This is a genomic window from Exiguobacterium sp. 9-2, from assembly GCF_036287235.1.
In the GTDB taxonomy this organism is placed as follows: Bacteria; Bacillota; Bacilli; order Exiguobacteriales; family Exiguobacteriaceae; genus Exiguobacterium_A.
In genome coordinates this window covers 2,948,333-2,964,462 of the sequence record NZ_CP142850.1, presented here as the reverse complement: position 1 = coordinate 2,964,462, position 16,130 = coordinate 2,948,333, and the positions used below count along the sequence as shown (strand labels likewise).

The window sequence follows — 16,130 nt, the reverse complement described above, 5'->3', positions numbered from 1 at the left end:
CCTTCGCTAGTTTATCTTCAGATGAAGATTTGATTAAAAATGTTCCACTTTTCTTTTACAATCACATAACATTTCATTAAAACTGTTAGTTTTTCCCTGAATAGGGCATTATTCTGATAAAGACACGAAAAGGAGGCCTTTATCATGAATGATCGAACAGATACCACACAGTCGAAGCAATCATTCTTCAAGATGCCTCATACATATGCCATCATCATGGCGATTCTCATTATTTCAGTCATCTTGACGTACACGCTTCCAGCAGGACAATTCGACCGTGAAAAACAGGATGGTCAGACCGTCGTTATCGATGGTACCTATCGCGCGGTGGAGTCTGCACCTGTCAATTTCTTTGGTTTATTCGAAGCGATCCCGAAAGGAATGGAAGCAGGCGCTGCGATCATCTTTTACATTTTCTTAGTCGGTGGTGTCTTTGGCATCATTCGTCAAACGGGTGCCATCGAAGCGGGAATCAATCAATTGATTCGTCGGTTTGGTCAAAAGGGACACATCATGATTCCGATGACGATGTTCGTCTTTTCGATTGCCGGAGCAACAATCGGGATGGCAGAGGAAACAATCATCTTTGTACCGATTGGTATCATGCTCGCGCGTGCACTCGGTTATGACGCGATGACAGGAGCTGCAATCGTTAGTTTAGGAGCGGCGGTTGGTTTTGCTGGCGGGATGCTGAATCCGTTTACGGTAGGTGTTGCTCAATCGATCGCGGAAGTTCCACTCTTTAGCGGTCTTGGTTATCGAACCGCCGTTTATATCGTTTTCTTAGTCGTAACGATTCTTTATGTCATGACTTACGCACGGAAAGTCAAACAGGATCCAACGCGTAGCCTCGTTTATGATCTCGAACAACGTCGTGCGGAAGAAGCAGCAACGACGATTTCACGCTTTTCGAAACGTCATGCTTTTGTTTTACTGATTTTGATCGGTGGAATCACGCTCAACGTCATCGGAATTTTCGAGTGGGGCTGGTATTTGACGGAACTGACAGCCTCGTTCTTGATCATTGGACTGATTGCTGGGATCATCACACTCGGTGTGAACGGTACTTTTGAGAGTCTGATTGACGGGGCGAAAGCCGTGACGTTCGGTGCATTGATCGTTGGCTTTGCCCGTGCCATTGTCGTCATTCTTGAAGAAGGTCGTGTCATTGACACGGTCATTTACGGCTTATCGAATGCCGTAGGACATTTACCAACGTTCTTCGCTGTCATCGGAATGTACATCGTACAACTGATCACGAATTTCTTCATTCCATCGGGGAGCGGGCAAGCCGCGACAACGATGCCAATCATGGCACCTTTATCTGACTTACTCGGTATCGAGCGTCAAGTAGCTGTTTTAGCATTTCAATACGGAGATGGATTGACGAACATGATTTTTCCGACAAGTGCGCATTTGATGGCGTTTCTTGCGATCGCAGGTATTCCGTATGAGCAATGGTTACGTTTCGTCTGGAAACTCTTCGCGATTTGGATTGCTTTAGCATGTGCCGCCTTATTACTTGCTGTGACGCTCGGTATTCAATGAAGTCGACCTTTCGGACATCTGTCCGGAAGGTTTTTCTGTTGCAGGAATCGGGAAGCGTTATCACGAACGGGTAGAGAAGTGACTAAAGGGGGAACTGAAGTGACATATTCAATCGTTGGTTATTGCGAGAAAGAACAAGCATGGGGTGTTGCTGTCCAATCGAAATTTTTAGCTGTTGGGAGTGCTGTTCCGTTTGCGAAAGCGGGAGTAGGTGCTGTAGCGACACAATCATTTGCAAATACGACGTATGGCCCTGAAGGGTTGCAGATGATCGAACAAGGCGCTTCAGCGGATGAAGTGCTCCGTCGATTAACGGAAGCGGATGAAGGGCGAGCAGATCGTCAAGTCGGAATCATCGATGCGCAGGGCAAAAGTGCGACTTTTACGGGAGAGAGATGTAACGACTGGGCAGGCGGAATTGCGGGGAAACATTTTGCGGCGCAAGGGAATATTCTTGTAGATGGCAATACGGTCAAAGAGATGGCACGTGTCTTTGAATCGACGCAAGGGCCACTTGCAGAACGGTTGTTGCGTGCGTTGGCTGCGGGGCAAGCAGCAGGCGGGGACTCGCGTGGGATGCAATCAGCAGCACTGCTCGTCGTTAAGGAAGGTGGCGGGTACGGTGGATTCAACGATCGCTATATTGATCTACGTGTTGATGATCACCCGAATCCAATTGAAGAACTCGAACGTATCTATCAATTGCACACACTTTACCTACAACCGAGTAAGCCGGAAGAAATCAAGCCCATCGATGATGCGTTAGAGTCGGAGTTGATGGATAAATTATTGACACTTGGCTACCGCGGTGATTTCGACGAAGCGCTCCGGACATATCTGCATACGGAAAACTTTGAGATGCGCGAACAAGCGGATCGTGCGATTGATACACGTGTCCTCGCGTACATTCGATCCCAATGAAAACGACAGGATGGACCACGGTCCATCCTGTCGTTTTGTTCATGCTTGCGTCGACTGAGCACGAATCGGTACTTTAAATCCGGTCGCGATGAACCGTTCCATTTCCGGTTCCGATTTAGCATTCAAGCCAACTGTCCCCTCTCCTTTTAGTGCCACATTCGTTAACTTGACGCGATTGATGTCAGGACCGATCGTAATCCCGTGTTTGGCAGAATCCTCGATCCGGATATCCCGAAGGCATACATCCTCAGCTCCGTTTTCTCCACCAAAGATTTGGATATCCGTTTTTGCGTGGCGAAATCCACTCATTTTTAACTGACTGATCGTAACATTGCGTGCCTTATATTGAATTCCGATCATTGGCTGTTCTTGGTAGTCATAATACGGATCACCGAGCACCGTGAAATCATGAATAACGACATTACGATAAGCGGAAACGACGAGAGCGCGCGGTTTTGAATTCGCATATAGCGCCGTATATTGAGGAGTCTGAGCAATCAAGCGCGTTGCGATGATATTGTAAGCCGTCTGAGATGTTGGATCACTTGCTTGATGATGCCCGATATGGCGGAAATTAAAGGCACGGTGGTCATCAATTGATAAATGACCAACGATTTTAACGGTTGAGGCAGCAGAAGAGGTCGCATGCGCCTTGATTTCAAGTCCACCGAAGCAACGACTTGATGCGTTATTGAATAACCAGACATCGCGTGACCCATCATCGATTTCAATCCCGTTCGAATTGGAAAAACCTTCTGCATGGGCACGTCCACTCGGGTCATGCATAAAGCAGTTCGAGATGAAGAGATGGTCACTATGATGCGTCGTGATCCCGTCGTCTCCGAACCCGTAACCGGTTAATCCATCGAACCAGATGAATGAACTACTTAAGTTCGCTCGAGCACCGTCCCCGTTGTAATTGTAATACGGTGTCGAGATATCAAAACAATGGAGTCCTGGATTGACAGCTTCGACATCAAAGACCCAACCATAAGTGACATGTGCGTATGTGAGACAACTGGAGTGATTGCCCCATGTGCTACTTTTCTTTGCGTCACCGATTCGTTTGATGTTCCAATCAAGCGTCATTTTCTCAACAAGCAGGTGATGATTGCCAAGGAGATAATTTTGGTTCGTCACAAGACGTCGTCCTTTAGGTGCGTCATCGTGCATCTTTATAATCGTTTTCCCTTTGCCAGCTCCCGTTAAAATCGTATAACTAGGTAAACGAATTCCTCGAACGATGTACGTACCGGCTGGAACATGGACTTGTCGATGTCCATCACCGAGCGCTTCGATGAACGCTTGTGTATCATCTGTCTGTCCATCACCGACCGCACCATAGGAAGTGATATCAACGATTTCGACTTCACTGATCAAACGTTCGAACTCATGATTGAGCCGCCCGAACCAACTCGGTCGAATCTCATCGTGTGGCGTTACGAAAGCTGGTGTCAGCGGTAAAATATGTTTATCACGGTTTGTCAAAAATAACGGTGAGATCATCGAACGAAGTGTTCGACTGAGGTTAGGATCACGTCGTGGTGCAATAAATGTACTATCGTGTAGTAGTTGTTCTGCTTGTCGAACAGCCTGTTCGTTGCTTGATGTTTCAACGTATTCTTGAATCAGCGCCGCATTTTGATACGGATCATGCGTGTGATCGAGTTTCAACATGAAATAGTTCTCCTCTCTGAATAGGTCTGTCTACCTTTTCCCCTCTAATTGAACAATCATTCCTTGTTTCATAACATCCATAAAAATACACTAAAACTATACAGTTGGATTATAATGGATTTATAAAAAGGAGGGCTTTTGATGTCACTTCGCAAACGACTCGTAATTGGTATCGGATTGATTTTGCTGATATTAGGGATCAGTAAGCCGCTGACGGAAGCGGCTTTTCAAGCATTGAAGCCACAAGCGATAAAGATGTCAGGAGTCGAAACGAACGGATCGTGTAAACCGAACTGCAAGAAAAACGGCAAGCTGTTAAACATTCCATTTCTTTCGTGGTTGCCTAAAAAGCAGACGAAGAATGACGAAGATTTACGTGTTTGGGACACGAATGAAAAGCCCAAAAAGCAGAAAGACCTCAAACCCCAAAAGGAAAAGAACAAGATCATCATTGTAGGAGTTGAAAACGCTAAACGAGGTACGAATGAAAAGGGGAATTCCTCCTCATCGATGGTATTTATACCCCTGCTTGTTCTCCTTCTAATCGCAATAGGCTATATCGTTTGGTGGAAACGTCGAAAGATCAAGAAACAAGATGAAGTATGGATAAGAACTGATATTCCGTTGCAGTCTTCAGACAACGATTATGTTTCGATCGAGAAACAAATTGATCTGCCAGATGCCTGGATTCGTAAACAACTCATCCAGTTCAATCACATACTCCCGACCCGCTTACGACGACACGATACAGAAACACTTCAGGAATGGTGCCTGCGTATCGGATTCCAACCGTCACATGTCCTAATAAAAGCCTATCTCTTAGAACGCTATACAGACCGAGCTACTACGATATCGGAGATGGACAAGCAAACGATTCAGGGGGAATTTGGAGCCTTCGTCCATCAGTTTGATTGAAACCTTTTGAAAGGAATGACGTAAATGGAATAGGAAAGGGGAGTTGATGATGTACCTAGCAGATGCCGTGAAATTAAAGAGTATTCTGAGGAAACAGCTTGATCAGCTGATTGAAGAAATGGAGCGCGTAGCGTTCATTGATTTAGAAAAGGGAGAAGCACTCCCCGCACAACAAGGCCGGAGCTTAACCGACGTCGAAGCCGCCATGGACATCGTGCGTCATGATATGCGAGTCTTGGATCGTCTCGTCTACGCGGCGAATCTAGAAACTGTCATCGTGACGGATGAAGGAGAAATGCCGCTCGTCGAAGCAATCGAGTGGGCGACCCAATTGCGGGCAAAGGCACAAAATTATCAGATGCTCGCAAGTCGACCAAAACGCGAGTTCCAATACGGATTTGAAGGAACGACGATCATTCGTCATGCCTTATTCGATCCAGATGCCTATCGCTTAAAAGCGGAGGAAGTGGAACGGCAAGCACACAAAGTGTCGAATGCGATCAATGCCGCGAACTATCAAACGACAATTGACTTTGATGGTGGACGTTATATGTAATTCCTTGACGTGGTGAGACTCCACGTCAAGGAGAGGGGACGGACCTCAATTTTCCTCTGTGGAGAAGAGATGGCGATGGCAAACCGATGACCATGAACCATTGACAGACTGACCTGTTACCTTTGACCACCTATGGAACGCTGATGTTTTTTCCGTCCCCGATCCCTGTCGTTTCTTTGAGAAACGACAGGGATTTTTAGTGTGTCGATGGAAACAACAGGGTATAGAGAAGCACAAGAGAAAGGAGAGACATCATGAAACACACTTTTTCAGCATTCGTCGTACGAGAGGTGGATGGGAACTATGAAGGGAAGGTTGAGGCGAAACAAGTCGATGATTTACCGGAAGGAGACGTCTTAATTCGTGTCACGCATTCCTGTGTCAATTATAAGGATGCCTTATCGATGTCGGGTAATCGAGGGGTGACGAAATCCTATCCGCACACACCAGGCGTTGACGCAGCAGGATATATCGAACAAACGACAGATGAACGGTTTCAAAGCGGTCAAGCGGTCGTCGTCAATGGCTTTGATTTTGGAATGAATACCTCTGGCGGATTTCAAGAATACATACGCGTACCAGCCGATTGGGTGACGCCACTTCCAGAATCCATTCGCCCATTAGAAGCGATGCGACATGGAACGGCAGGATTGACAGCAGCGCAATCAGTCGATGAACTATCACGAATTGTCTCAAAGGAGACAGGACCCATCCTTGTGACTGGAGCGACAGGAGGTGTCGGTACGATTGCGATCGCCTTACTGATTCGATTAGGCTATACAGTACACGCCGTAACCGGGAAACGAGTAGAACAAGAACGATTACTTAAAAAAGGTGTGGCGGAGGTATTAGACCGCACTACGTTCTTAGAAGAAACAGACCGTCCATTAAAAAAAGAAACGTATGCAGGTGTCATTGATACGGTAGGGGGTCCATTGCTCGCATCCGTCATTCGCTTCGTACAGTATGGTGGTGTCGTGACGACGTGTGGTAACGTCGGTGGGGCAGAGATGACGCTGACAGTCTATCCCTTCATCCTGCGTGGCATTCGTTTGATCGGAATCGATGCGGTACAAACACCAATTGCATATCGAGAGATCTTATGGCAACGGCTGGCGGATGAGTGGCGTGTCGATCTTGAACCAGAAGTCGACGTCAAAACACTGAACGACTTACCTAAAATCGCAGAAGCTCTGCTGACTTCTCGTCATCGTGGTCGAACTGTCATCGAAATTTAAATATTTCGAGTAAACATTGGTGGTATAGTGGGGAAAAACTGTGTCGACTTTTCAGGAGGAACCATACATGAGTGAACACCAACAAGAACGACAGTCTCGACAAGAACGACGGAAACAGAAACGTAATCGCCGAGGGATTGCGTTTGGCGGTATTTTAGCAACGCTATTCATCGTAGGTGGCTGGTTGTATATGTTGACGAATAACGATGCCTCTCAAGCAACATCGACGCTTGAGAAGCCGAAAACGACGGATCAAGCAACGAAAAACGAAAAGTCGAAGAAAGAGGCAGCCTCGACAAAGAATCCAAAAGAAGCGAAAAAAGAGAAGAAGAAATCAAAGAAAAAGGCGGCAGAGTATGCGCAAGCAGCTTGGGTGACACGTCCGTTCGCGAACGTCTATCGCGATGCAAGTCGAAGTAGTGTCATTTATAAAGCAGATTTAGGTGATGTCTATGAGGTATTGGATGCAAAAGACGGAATGGTCCACTTGAAACTAAACGATAGTATCGAAGGGTATTTGCCTGAGACCGATGTCCGATTAGAAGCACCAAAAGGAACATCAGATAAAGCAGTCCTTACGGCACTCTCGCAAGCAGTTGCCAACCAACCGATTGATAAGCCGGAGCAGTATCTCGGAAAACCAATTGCTGAGTTCGAAGCAAAATATGGTGCTGTTGGTAATACGCAACAGGACGCGGTCAATACGTATTACTTCTCAAACGCCGGATACCTGCTCGTCGTCTCGGACGGAATCATTGAAGCGATCGACTGGACGAATGCCTCAACGAACGCCTTGTCAACGCTCGGTGAACCTGTCGTCGATACGAGCTACGGGACATGGTACGAGGGAGAATCTTTACAATTGAAAGTATTCCCGGACAACGGAAAGATGCGCTTACGTCTTGCCCGTGATCCTGGACAAGACTAATGGAAAGACGGATTTGCTCCAAGCGAATCCGTCTTTTTTGCGCATAAAAAAACCTCCCGAGTCCGACACTCGGGAGGAAATATGAAAATCCTTTGGGAGGAGATTTTCTTAGTAGACGCCTACTGCATCAAATGATTTCGCTGCAGCTGTTGCTTCTGCACTTGTTGAACCGTAAAGGTCTTTCGCCGATTGAACGACTGCTGCGCGAAGTGCGCTGAAGTTCGAGTTCGGAGTCAAATAGACGCTAAGAGCACGGTAGTAGATTGCTCCAAGTTTCGGTACGCCGACACCTGTGACAGTCACGTTGTAATGAGTTCCACCATTACCGAGAAGGTAAGCAGCTTTGTTGACGATACCAGAGTTCGTGTGGACACCACCGTTATCTTGTGTACCTGTGTAGCGTTTTGAGTAGTGATCCGGATCGCCGTAAGCAGCTGGGTTCGACATTGAACGGAGTGCGTCACCGCTGACACCAGGAGTGTAGATGTCTTCTCCTACGAGCCAGTCGAAGTTCGAACCGACTGAGTATTCAGCAACCGTACCCATGATATCCGAAACAGCTTCGTTGATTGCACCTGATTCGTTTTGGTAAACGAGGCCAGCTGTGTATTCTGTGACAGCGTGTGTCAATTCATGCGCTACGACGTCAAGTGCGCCTGAGAGGTATGTGAACGTTGAACCGTCTCCGTCACCGTAGACCATCTTCGTTCCATCCCAGAATGCATTGTTGTAGCTTGTTGAATAGTGGACAGATGAGTTTAAGGCAGCGCCTGCGTTGTCATAACTGTTGCGACCATATGTGTTTTTGTAGAAATCATATGTTTTCGCAGCGTTGACATGTGCGCTGACAGCAGCGCGGTCATATGTCGTATTGAACTGGTTATCGAGGTCAGCCCAGAGTGTTCCTGGAAGTGTGTTCCGGTTCTTCGCATCATATGTGTAGATGCCTTTACCGCGAGTTGAATCTTGAAGATAGTAGTACGAGCCACTCTTCACTGTATTAAATGATGCGCTCGTGCCAAGGACTGTTGTTCCAGTACCGACTGCATTTGTTCCCGTAACTGTGTTGACTGGCTTCGCATGTGCCAGTTGGTCGAATTTATTAAGTACTTTACCTGAGTTTGCATCAATGAAATATGTCCAGCGTGATGGTTCTTTACCAGCGAGGACCGTCGATGTCACTTTATACGCATAGACTGCATCATTTTTAACAGGATAGATGACGAGTTCTGCTTTTGGAGCGACTTCGAATTCAGAAGCCTTGATTGCTTTTTGGTATAACTTGATTGCTTTCTTTTCAGAAAGAGTTGCTTTTTTCGCGAGACCTGGTTTTCCTTTGACGTTGATCGCATCGTTTACGATTGCTTTCAAAGTACCGTCTTTCGCGACGTTCCCGACGACGACACTACCAAAGACAGGGACGCCATCCACTTCTTGTTGGAGACGTACGATCTGCGAAGATCCGTCTTTTTCGACATTCTGAACAGCAAAGTCACCTTTTTTGTTCACGAAATCTTTAACGATTGTTGCAGCTGGTTCTGACGAAGCTTTCGTGAGTTTACCAGCTTGAAGACCTTCTGCACCTACGACCGTAGGAACGACAAGTACACTTGCGACAAGCGATGTAGCGAGAAACTTTTTCAAAATAAATCGCCTCCTTGTTTGGGTTGAGTCTAACTATGCCAAAGAATTAAGAAAGCGAGAATAAGTCATTCGAATTAAATCGAATTTTCTGAATATAGTCCGTAGTACCTGTACTGAATTATTAAGTATGAAAGATATTTCAACGCAAAAAAAGAACCATTCAAGCGAATGGTTCAACGAATCCGTTGGTAGAGATGGTGGACATCGTCCCGAGTCTCATCAATCTTAAAGTCATGAGGATCAAGTTCAATCCCTTGCTTAGAGGCAAAACGTTGAATTTTTTCGAAGGACTTCCAAATTTCGATATCAGGTCCTTCATGTTTCCAAAAAACATAACGTGCAGCAGGAATACGGTGACCTTTCATTCCTTTTGGAATACCGTCGAGTGACGAGACCGGATACCCGACACATTGCGAGTATTTGGTTCCGTTTCGTTCAAGTGAGATATCGAGCGGATAGCTATCTGGTTTTGCAGGAATCTCATGTGAGCGTCTTGAAAATTCACGCCAGAGTTCCGGCATCAACGTATGCAATTCGTTTTCTTCACATGTCAGTCCAAGACCAACAAAATAAAATTCATGACGTTCCACGATTTTAGGATGCATGAGAAACTCCTTTCCATACTTACGACACGTCTTCAATCGGCGAACGTTTCAAGTCTAGAAAAAGACGCGTAAAAGTGGCGTCCCATTGTGTACCCATGCCCTCTTCTAAGATGGATAAAGCTTTTTCCACTGGCATTCCCTTACGATAAGGACGGTCAGATGTCATCGCATCGTAGGCATCAGCAATCGCCATGATCCGACCGAAGAGTGGAATGTCCTCTCCTGCGAGACCTTCCGGATACCCCTTTCCGTCATAGCGTTCGTGATGATACTTTACCCCAGGAAGAATCGGATATAACGTCTTTGGAAGCTGAACTTGCGATAGAATATGCACACCGATGACCGGGTGTTGCTGAATGATCTGAAATTCTTCGTCAGTCAGGCGACCTTCTTTTAATAACACATCGTCACGAATGCCGATTTTTCCGATATCGTGCAACAAAGCTGATTTGCGCAATAACTCGATTTGTTCGTAAGGTAGGTTGGCAGCCGTAGCGATTTCCACTGAATAAGCAGCGACACGAAGCGAGTGTCCTGCCGTATAAGGATCCCGGGCATCAAGTGTTGCGGCAAATAACGTAAATAGACTGTCCAGCAATTGCTCATTTTGTTCATCGCGTTTTTTGATTCCTTCCATCATCAGGTTAAAACCAGAGACGAGGTGCGAGAATTCATCAGAATACGGATTCGGTAACGAGACGAGACGATTGTTTTCGACATCTTGAATGCCTTGTTGAAGAATCGCAATCGGTTTTCGAATGTTCTCATAAAGAAGAAGACTACAAAACGTCGCGACGGACAAGATGACGATTAAAATAAGCGTCGACCAGCTCCAATAAGAGCGGAGGCTTTCATTTTCCGTTAACTGAACGGCTGAGGCGAGCACGAACAGCATGATCGGAAAAACACCGATAATCAATGTGCTGATCAGCATTTTTTGCTTTAACGTGACGACCGTCGTTTTTCTTGGAACATCAAAGCCATGTTCGAAGGCATACTTCTCTAACGTGAGGAGCATATGCTCCGTAACGCGGTAGGTTAGAAAAAATTCAATCAGACCGTGTAAAATCGCGACGAGAACAGCACCAAAACAGGCGAGACCAATCAAGTAGTACGGCATCTTTAACCACTCTTGAGAGATTGCGAGTGCTGTCAGGAGTGATGCGGGAACTGAGAGACCTAAGAAGTGTGGTCCCATGATGCGTTGAACAGTCAGAACCGGAAAGTGATGGGTCGTTTGATAAGCCTCTTGGAAAGAGGCGAGTGAAGGAATCTCGTTTTGGAAGAAGCGTCGTAAGGCACCGATGTGCCGAGAATAAATCATATATTCTAGTAAGAACATCAGACTGACAGATAAACCCATGATACCCATTAAAATCAACTGTTCATTCCTCGTGAAGGTAAGGGTCTCAAAAATAAACAGACACCCGACGCCGAACACCGCGATGAATGAACCGAGCAGATAGTTTCTTAGTAAGTGGCGTTCAAAACGTTGTAAAGCGCTCATTGTATCCTCCCCTTTAGTGAATTAGAGTGCTTTCAGCGTACCGTTTTCTAAAACGGTGGAAGGATGTTTTTTTGAAAAAAAGGTGAAAGAATCTTTTGAAAATCTTTTGAAATTAATACTCAAAAATAGGTATGGTCATAAAGCACTAATTATCTTAAAAAAGATTGATTAAGGAAGTAAAATAAACTAAGATTTGAATATTCAGAAAAGTATAGTAATCTTTTACTTTTCACTACTACATAGGGGGTCAATTCACGTGGGAAAAAAGAAACAGCTTAGCTTAGCCGTACTGTCTGGAATTACGGCAGCTGCTTTTGCTGTCGGTCCGGTCTTACCTGGTGGGCAGGTAAAATCCGTACAAGCAGCAGAAAAAGCAGCCTCTGGTGCACCAATGGACTTAAATACGGTCGATCAGGATCGTTTAGTCAAAGTGCTTGAAAAACGTGGGGTCATTTCAAAAGCAGCTTCAGCTGCGACGAAGCAACAAGCTGTTCAAAAGTATCTTGATAAGAAGGCAAATGGGAAACCGGCAGCCGATCATGATCATCATGAATCAAGTAAGGAAGCAGCGTTTGATAAGAAAACAAAGGATTTCTTGTCGAAACAGAAAGATCAATTGGCTAAACAATTAAAGAAAAAGCATGACAACTACAAAAAAGGCAATCCGAATGGCTTCGTCAAAGTTGATAAAGCAAAACAGGCAGCCTATAACGGAGCAACGCGGACAGATAAAGTCCTCGTTCTCCTCGTCGAGTATAGCGACTTCAAGCACAACAACGTCGTGCAAGAACCTGGATATATGTACTCAAATGATTTTAACCAAAAACATTATCAAGATCTCATGTTCGGAGATAAGGAATTCGAACTCTTCAACGGTGAAAAAGTAAAGACATTCAAACAATATTACGAAGAGCAATCAGGTGGAAGTTATTCCGTTGACGGGAAGGTTTCGAACTGGCTAACGGTTCCAGGAACTGCTAAGGATTACGGTTCAGATGATCCAAAAGGCGGGAACGATAATCTACCGGGAGCAAAAGGACCACGCGGGCTCGTTAAAGATGCATTGAATGCTGCTGTCAAATCAGGCATTAACTTAGCAGAATATGATCAATTTGATCAGTATGATATGGATGGTGACGGTAACTTAAATGAACCAGATGGTCTCGTCGATCACTTGATGATCATTCACGCGGGTACTGGACAAGAAGCGGGTGGCGGAACACTTGGTGATGACGCGATCTGGTCACACCGCTGGACACTTGGAGGCGTTTATCCTGTAGCTAATACGACAGCAAGTGTAGATTACTGGGGCGGAAAAATGGCTGCTTATGACTACACGGTCCAACCGGAAGATGGAGCAGTCGGTGTATTCGCGCATGAATTCGGTCATGATCTTGGATTACCGGATGAGTATGATACACAGTACACAGGTCAAGGCGAGCCAGTTGCTTCATGGTCCATCATGAGTGGCGGTAGCTGGAACGGTAACGTCGCAGGAACAGAACCAACAAGTTTCTCGCCACAAAATAAAGAGTTCTTCCAAAATGTAATGGGTGGAAACTGGGCAAACATCCAAACAATTGATTTTGATTCGCTCACGAAAGCTGGAACAGCTTCGTACCTCGATCAGAGTGTCACGAAATCAAAAAATCCAGGGATCATTAAAGTGAACTTACCGAAAAAACCGGTAAAAGGAATCGATCCAGCATTCGGTAAAAAGTATTACTACAGCACGAAAGGCAATGATTTGCATACGTCAATGACATCTCCAGAGTTCGATTTGACGAATGCAAAAGAAGCGAAGTTCGACTTCAAAGCACTCTATGATGTTGAATTCGATTATGACTTCTTGACAGTCACAGCGACTGCTGGTGGTCAATCGAAAGTCATCGATACGATTGGTGATCAAGATACAGATGGCGACAAACGTGCCGAATCAACAAAAGGCGCATGGGTCGATAAATCATATGACCTGAGCGAATTTGCTGGTAAGAAAGTCACGTTGAAATTCGAATATGTTACAGATGCTGGACTTGCTCTTGACGGCTTCGCATTAGATAACGCGAAATTGACAGTTGACGGAAAAGTCGTCTTTGAAGACGATGCTGAAGGTACACCGAAGTTCACGCTTGATGGTTTCATCGCTTCAGACGGTTTCTCTTATGCTGATAACGCGTACTACCTCGAATGGCGTAACTATGCAGGCTCGGATAAAGCACTTGAGCATGCACGTGGCGTCAAGTACAACACAGGTCTTGTCGTTTGGTATGGTGACTCAAGCTTTGACGATAACTGGGTTGGCATTCACCCAGGTGAAGGATTCCTCGGAGTCGTTGACTCGCATCCTGAAGCAATCGTTGGAACACTTAATGGTAAGCCAGTCACGACAGGAAGCACACGTTACCAAATCGCAGATGCTGCTTTCAGTTATGATAAAGCACCTGCATGGCTCATCGATTCACCATCACGTGGACTTTACGACTATAAAGGTCTTCCAGGTGTGACGAAGTTTGATGATTCAAAATCGTATATCAACCAGTTGATTCCGGATGCAGGGAAATTGCTTCCGAACAATGGATTGAAAATTCAAGTCATCGGTGAAGCAAAAGATAACTCTGCTGGAGCAGTCTGGATCCACCGTTAAAAACAGAAGAACAGGTTCAGTTTCAGCTGAACCTGTTTTTTATTTGAGTTACGTAGAAGAAGTGGAATCAATTGGAAAAACATTGGTCTGGCAACTTGACTTTTAAAGCGCATCCATTTTATACTTACGTTAGCTTAATATTGTTATTGTCATTACGGATTCACATCGTGTCACGAACAATCTTTTCGTTGCTCCATGTATTTCGGGACAATAATGAATTCCTTTCATATGCTCAGCATATGTATTAAGTAATTTATTTTTGGAGGTTGTTCCCATGAACACAGGTAAAGTAAAATGGTTTAACGCAGAAAAAGGTTTCGGTTTCATCGAAGTTGAAGGCGGAGAAGACGTATTCGTACATTTCTCAGCAATCACTGGTGAAGGCTTCAAAACACTTGACGAAGGTCAAGAAGTTGAGTTCGAAATCACTGAAGGCGCACGTGGAGCACAAGCTGCTAACGTCGTAAAACTTTAATTTCAACTATTCAATCGTTCCTTTTCGGAGGGGCGGTTTTTTATTAGACTAATATCTTGAATTCAAGATATTAGTGCGTTATACTTCAATTACCAAATCATTTACAGGGAGTGACGAAGATGGAGCTACTTGGAATTCATCATGTATCAATCTTAACAGGCATGGCAGAGCGAAATTATCATTTTTATACGAAAGTACTCGGAATGCGTTTGATTAAAAAGACAGTCAATCAAGATGACACGACATCGTATCATTTGTTTTATGGAGATGCGGAAGGGAATCCTGGAACAGATTTGACGTTTTTCGATATTCCACATCTTGGAACGGGTGTACCAGGAGCATCGAGTATTTCTTCGACATCTCTTCGTGTCAAAACAACAGCCGCTCTTCAATTTTGGAAAAAACGGTTTGAGGAAAAGGACGTTGAGCATGACGAAATCATTGAGCGTGCTGGACGACAGACACTGGCATTTCGTGATCAGGAAGGAACGCGTTTGATTCTTGTCGCGGAAGATGGCGAAGTAGGTGTCGCAGGCGGTGTCCCATGGCCGCAAGAAGAGATTCCTTCTGAACATGCCATCGTTGGACTTGGAGCCGTGACATTGACGGTTAACGATCCGACACTAACGGTCCGCGTGCTGACGGAAGTGATGGGTTTCCGGAACGTTGGTCGCTATCCTTCACTAGCAGGTGACTTTGCTCCAATCGAAGTCTATGCGACAGGAGAAGGGGGAATCGGAGCAGAAGTCCACGTCGAAGCGCGTCCAGACCTTGATCGGGAACGTTTAGGTCGTGGTGGTGTGCACCATGTCGCGTTCCGTGTACCGAACAGTGAGGAGTACGAGAAGTGGGTCGAACGTCTGAATGCTTATCACTTACCGAACTCCGGTAAAGTCGATCGTCACTATTTCCAAGCCCTTTACTTCCGGGAACCGAATCATATCTTATTTGAACTCTCGACAGATACACCAGGATTTGCGACGGATGAGTCGGTTGAAACATTAGGGGAGACACTTGCGTTACCTCCGTTTCTTGAGCCAAAACGAGCTGCCATCGAAGCTCGGTTACGACCACTCGAAATCTGACAATCCTGTGACACAGGTCACAGATGGATCGTCCATCCCGTATACTAAGAGCAGGAATCAGGAAAAAGGAGTGACGGGATGTTAAGAACTACGCTTGGGCAATTCCGGATGATTGCGATATTAGAAGGAATTTCGTTTTTAGTCTTACTGTTGATTGCGATGCCGCTGAAATATATGGCGGACATTCCACAAGCAGTTTCGGTCGTTGGTGCACTTCACGGTGTCTTATTCGTCATGTACGCGATCTGGCTCGCCGTTGTGAAATTCAAATACGATTGGTCGATCATCAAGGCGGGTATTGCGTTCATCGCATCATTCATCCCGTTCGGCACGTTCATACTCGATCGGAAGTTAAAACAGGAAGCAACAAACGCGTAAATTGTGTAT

General features: G+C 45.5%; 14 protein-coding genes. 10 read left to right on the top strand and 4 right to left on the bottom strand.

Features of this window, described 5'->3' with window-relative positions; translation table 11 throughout:
• Positions 1–144: 144 nt before the first annotated feature.
• Positions 145–1,548 carry a YfcC family protein gene (locus VJ374_RS15480; RefSeq protein ID WP_329469552.1) on the top strand — a complete coding sequence of 468 codons (1,404 nt, stop codon included), beginning with the start codon at positions 145–147 and terminating at the stop codon, positions 1,546–1,548.
• Positions 1,549–1,647: 99 nt separating this feature from the next.
• Positions 1,648–2,469 carry a DUF1028 domain-containing protein gene (locus VJ374_RS15475; protein WP_329469551.1) on the top strand — a complete coding sequence of 274 codons (822 nt, stop codon included), beginning with the start codon at positions 1,648–1,650 and terminating at the stop codon, positions 2,467–2,469.
• A 39-nt stretch (positions 2,470–2,508) separates the two neighbouring features.
• On the opposite strand, the gene VJ374_RS15470 is transcribed toward VJ374_RS15475, so the two are convergent.
• Positions 2,509–4,146, bottom strand: a complete 1,638-nt coding sequence (locus VJ374_RS15470; RefSeq protein WP_329469549.1) for a glycosyl hydrolase family 28-related protein — start codon at positions 4,144–4,146, stop codon at positions 2,509–2,511.
• Between the two features lie 141 nt (positions 4,147–4,287).
• Here VJ374_RS15470 and VJ374_RS15465 point away from each other — a divergent pair, with 141 nt between their 5' ends.
• From VJ374_RS15465 to VJ374_RS15450, 4 genes are all read left to right on the top strand, one after another.
• Positions 4,288–5,061, top strand: coding sequence for a hypothetical protein (locus VJ374_RS15465; RefSeq protein WP_329469547.1), 774 nt, complete (start codon positions 4,288–4,290; stop codon positions 5,059–5,061).
• Positions 5,062–5,110: 49 nt separating this feature from the next.
• Positions 5,111–5,617 carry a hypothetical protein gene (locus VJ374_RS15460; RefSeq protein WP_035411922.1) on the top strand — a complete coding sequence of 169 codons (507 nt, stop codon included), beginning with the start codon at positions 5,111–5,113 and terminating at the stop codon, positions 5,615–5,617.
• Positions 5,618–5,871: 254 nt separating this feature from the next.
• Positions 5,872–6,855 (top strand): YhdH/YhfP family quinone oxidoreductase, encoded by a 984-nt coding sequence (locus VJ374_RS15455; RefSeq protein WP_329469545.1) that lies wholly within the window; start codon positions 5,872–5,874, stop codon positions 6,853–6,855.
• Between the two features lie 67 nt (positions 6,856–6,922).
• Positions 6,923–7,783, top strand: a complete 861-nt coding sequence (locus tag VJ374_RS15450) for a hypothetical protein (protein WP_329469543.1) — start codon at positions 6,923–6,925, stop codon at positions 7,781–7,783.
• A gap of 108 nt (positions 7,784–7,891) precedes the next feature.
• On the opposite strand, the gene VJ374_RS15445 is transcribed toward VJ374_RS15450, so the two are convergent.
• The 3 genes from VJ374_RS15445 to VJ374_RS15435 all read right to left on the bottom strand — a co-directional run bounded on the left by VJ374_RS15445 (position 7,892) and on the right by VJ374_RS15435 (position 11,539).
• Positions 7,892–9,427 carry a M4 family metallopeptidase gene (locus tag VJ374_RS15445; RefSeq protein ID WP_329469540.1) on the bottom strand — a complete coding sequence of 512 codons (1,536 nt, stop codon included), beginning with the start codon at positions 9,425–9,427 and terminating at the stop codon, positions 7,892–7,894.
• Between the two features lie 173 nt (positions 9,428–9,600).
• On the bottom strand, positions 9,601–10,032 hold the full coding sequence (locus tag VJ374_RS15440) for a GyrI-like domain-containing protein (RefSeq protein ID WP_023469755.1): 432 nt from the start codon (positions 10,030–10,032) through the stop codon (positions 9,601–9,603).
• A 19-nt stretch (positions 10,033–10,051) separates the two neighbouring features.
• A complete protein-coding gene (locus tag VJ374_RS15435; protein ID WP_056064808.1) occupies positions 10,052–11,539 on the bottom strand; it encodes an HD domain-containing phosphohydrolase in 1,488 nt (495 codons plus the stop codon).
• Between the two features lie 256 nt (positions 11,540–11,795).
• Here VJ374_RS15435 and VJ374_RS15430 point away from each other — a divergent pair, with 256 nt between their 5' ends.
• The 4 genes from VJ374_RS15430 (at position 11,796) to VJ374_RS15415 (ending at position 16,121) form a co-directional block, all read left to right on the top strand.
• On the top strand, positions 11,796–14,183 hold the full coding sequence (locus VJ374_RS15430) for an immune inhibitor A domain-containing protein (RefSeq protein ID WP_329469537.1): 2,388 nt from the start codon (positions 11,796–11,798) through the stop codon (positions 14,181–14,183).
• 274 nt (positions 14,184–14,457) lie between these two features.
• Entirely contained in the window at positions 14,458–14,658 is a 201-nt protein-coding gene (locus VJ374_RS15425; RefSeq protein ID WP_023469752.1) for a cold-shock protein, read from the top strand.
• 119 nt (positions 14,659–14,777) lie between these two features.
• The gene (locus VJ374_RS15420; RefSeq protein WP_329469535.1) at positions 14,778–15,743 is read left to right on the top strand and encodes a ring-cleaving dioxygenase; all 966 of its coding nucleotides are present in this window, start codon (positions 14,778–14,780) and stop codon (positions 15,741–15,743) included.
• Positions 15,744–15,821: 78 nt separating this feature from the next.
• Positions 15,822–16,121, top strand: a complete 300-nt coding sequence (locus VJ374_RS15415; protein WP_035411945.1) for a DUF3817 domain-containing protein — start codon at positions 15,822–15,824, stop codon at positions 16,119–16,121.
• The last annotated feature ends 9 nt before the right edge of the window (positions 16,122–16,130 follow it).

Bases quoted from the DNA above. Each gene is read 5' to 3' on its own strand.
- VJ374_RS15480 (WP_329469552.1), top strand. From the start codon at position 145: ATGAATGATCGAACAGATACCACACAGTCGAAGCAATCATTCTTCAAG.
- VJ374_RS15470 (WP_329469549.1), bottom strand. From the start codon at position 4,146: ATGTTGAAACTCGATCACACGCATGATCCGTATCAAAATGCGGCGCTG.
- VJ374_RS15465 (WP_329469547.1), top strand. From the start codon at position 4,288: ATGTCACTTCGCAAACGACTCGTAATTGGTATCGGATTGATTTTGCTG.
- VJ374_RS15460 (WP_035411922.1), top strand. From the start codon at position 5,111: ATGTACCTAGCAGATGCCGTGAAATTAAAGAGTATTCTGAGGAAACAG.
- VJ374_RS15455 (WP_329469545.1), top strand. From the start codon at position 5,872: ATGAAACACACTTTTTCAGCATTCGTCGTACGAGAGGTGGATGGGAAC.
- VJ374_RS15450 (WP_329469543.1), top strand. From the start codon at position 6,923: ATGAGTGAACACCAACAAGAACGACAGTCTCGACAAGAACGACGGAAA.
- VJ374_RS15440 (WP_023469755.1), bottom strand. From the start codon at position 10,032: ATGCATCCTAAAATCGTGGAACGTCATGAATTTTATTTTGTTGGTCTT.
- VJ374_RS15435 (WP_056064808.1), bottom strand. From the start codon at position 11,539: ATGAGCGCTTTACAACGTTTTGAACGCCACTTACTAAGAAACTATCTG.
- VJ374_RS15425 (WP_023469752.1), top strand. From the start codon at position 14,458: ATGAACACAGGTAAAGTAAAATGGTTTAACGCAGAAAAAGGTTTCGGT.
- VJ374_RS15420 (WP_329469535.1), top strand. From the start codon at position 14,778: ATGGAGCTACTTGGAATTCATCATGTATCAATCTTAACAGGCATGGCA.
- VJ374_RS15415 (WP_035411945.1), top strand. From the start codon at position 15,822: ATGTTAAGAACTACGCTTGGGCAATTCCGGATGATTGCGATATTAGAA.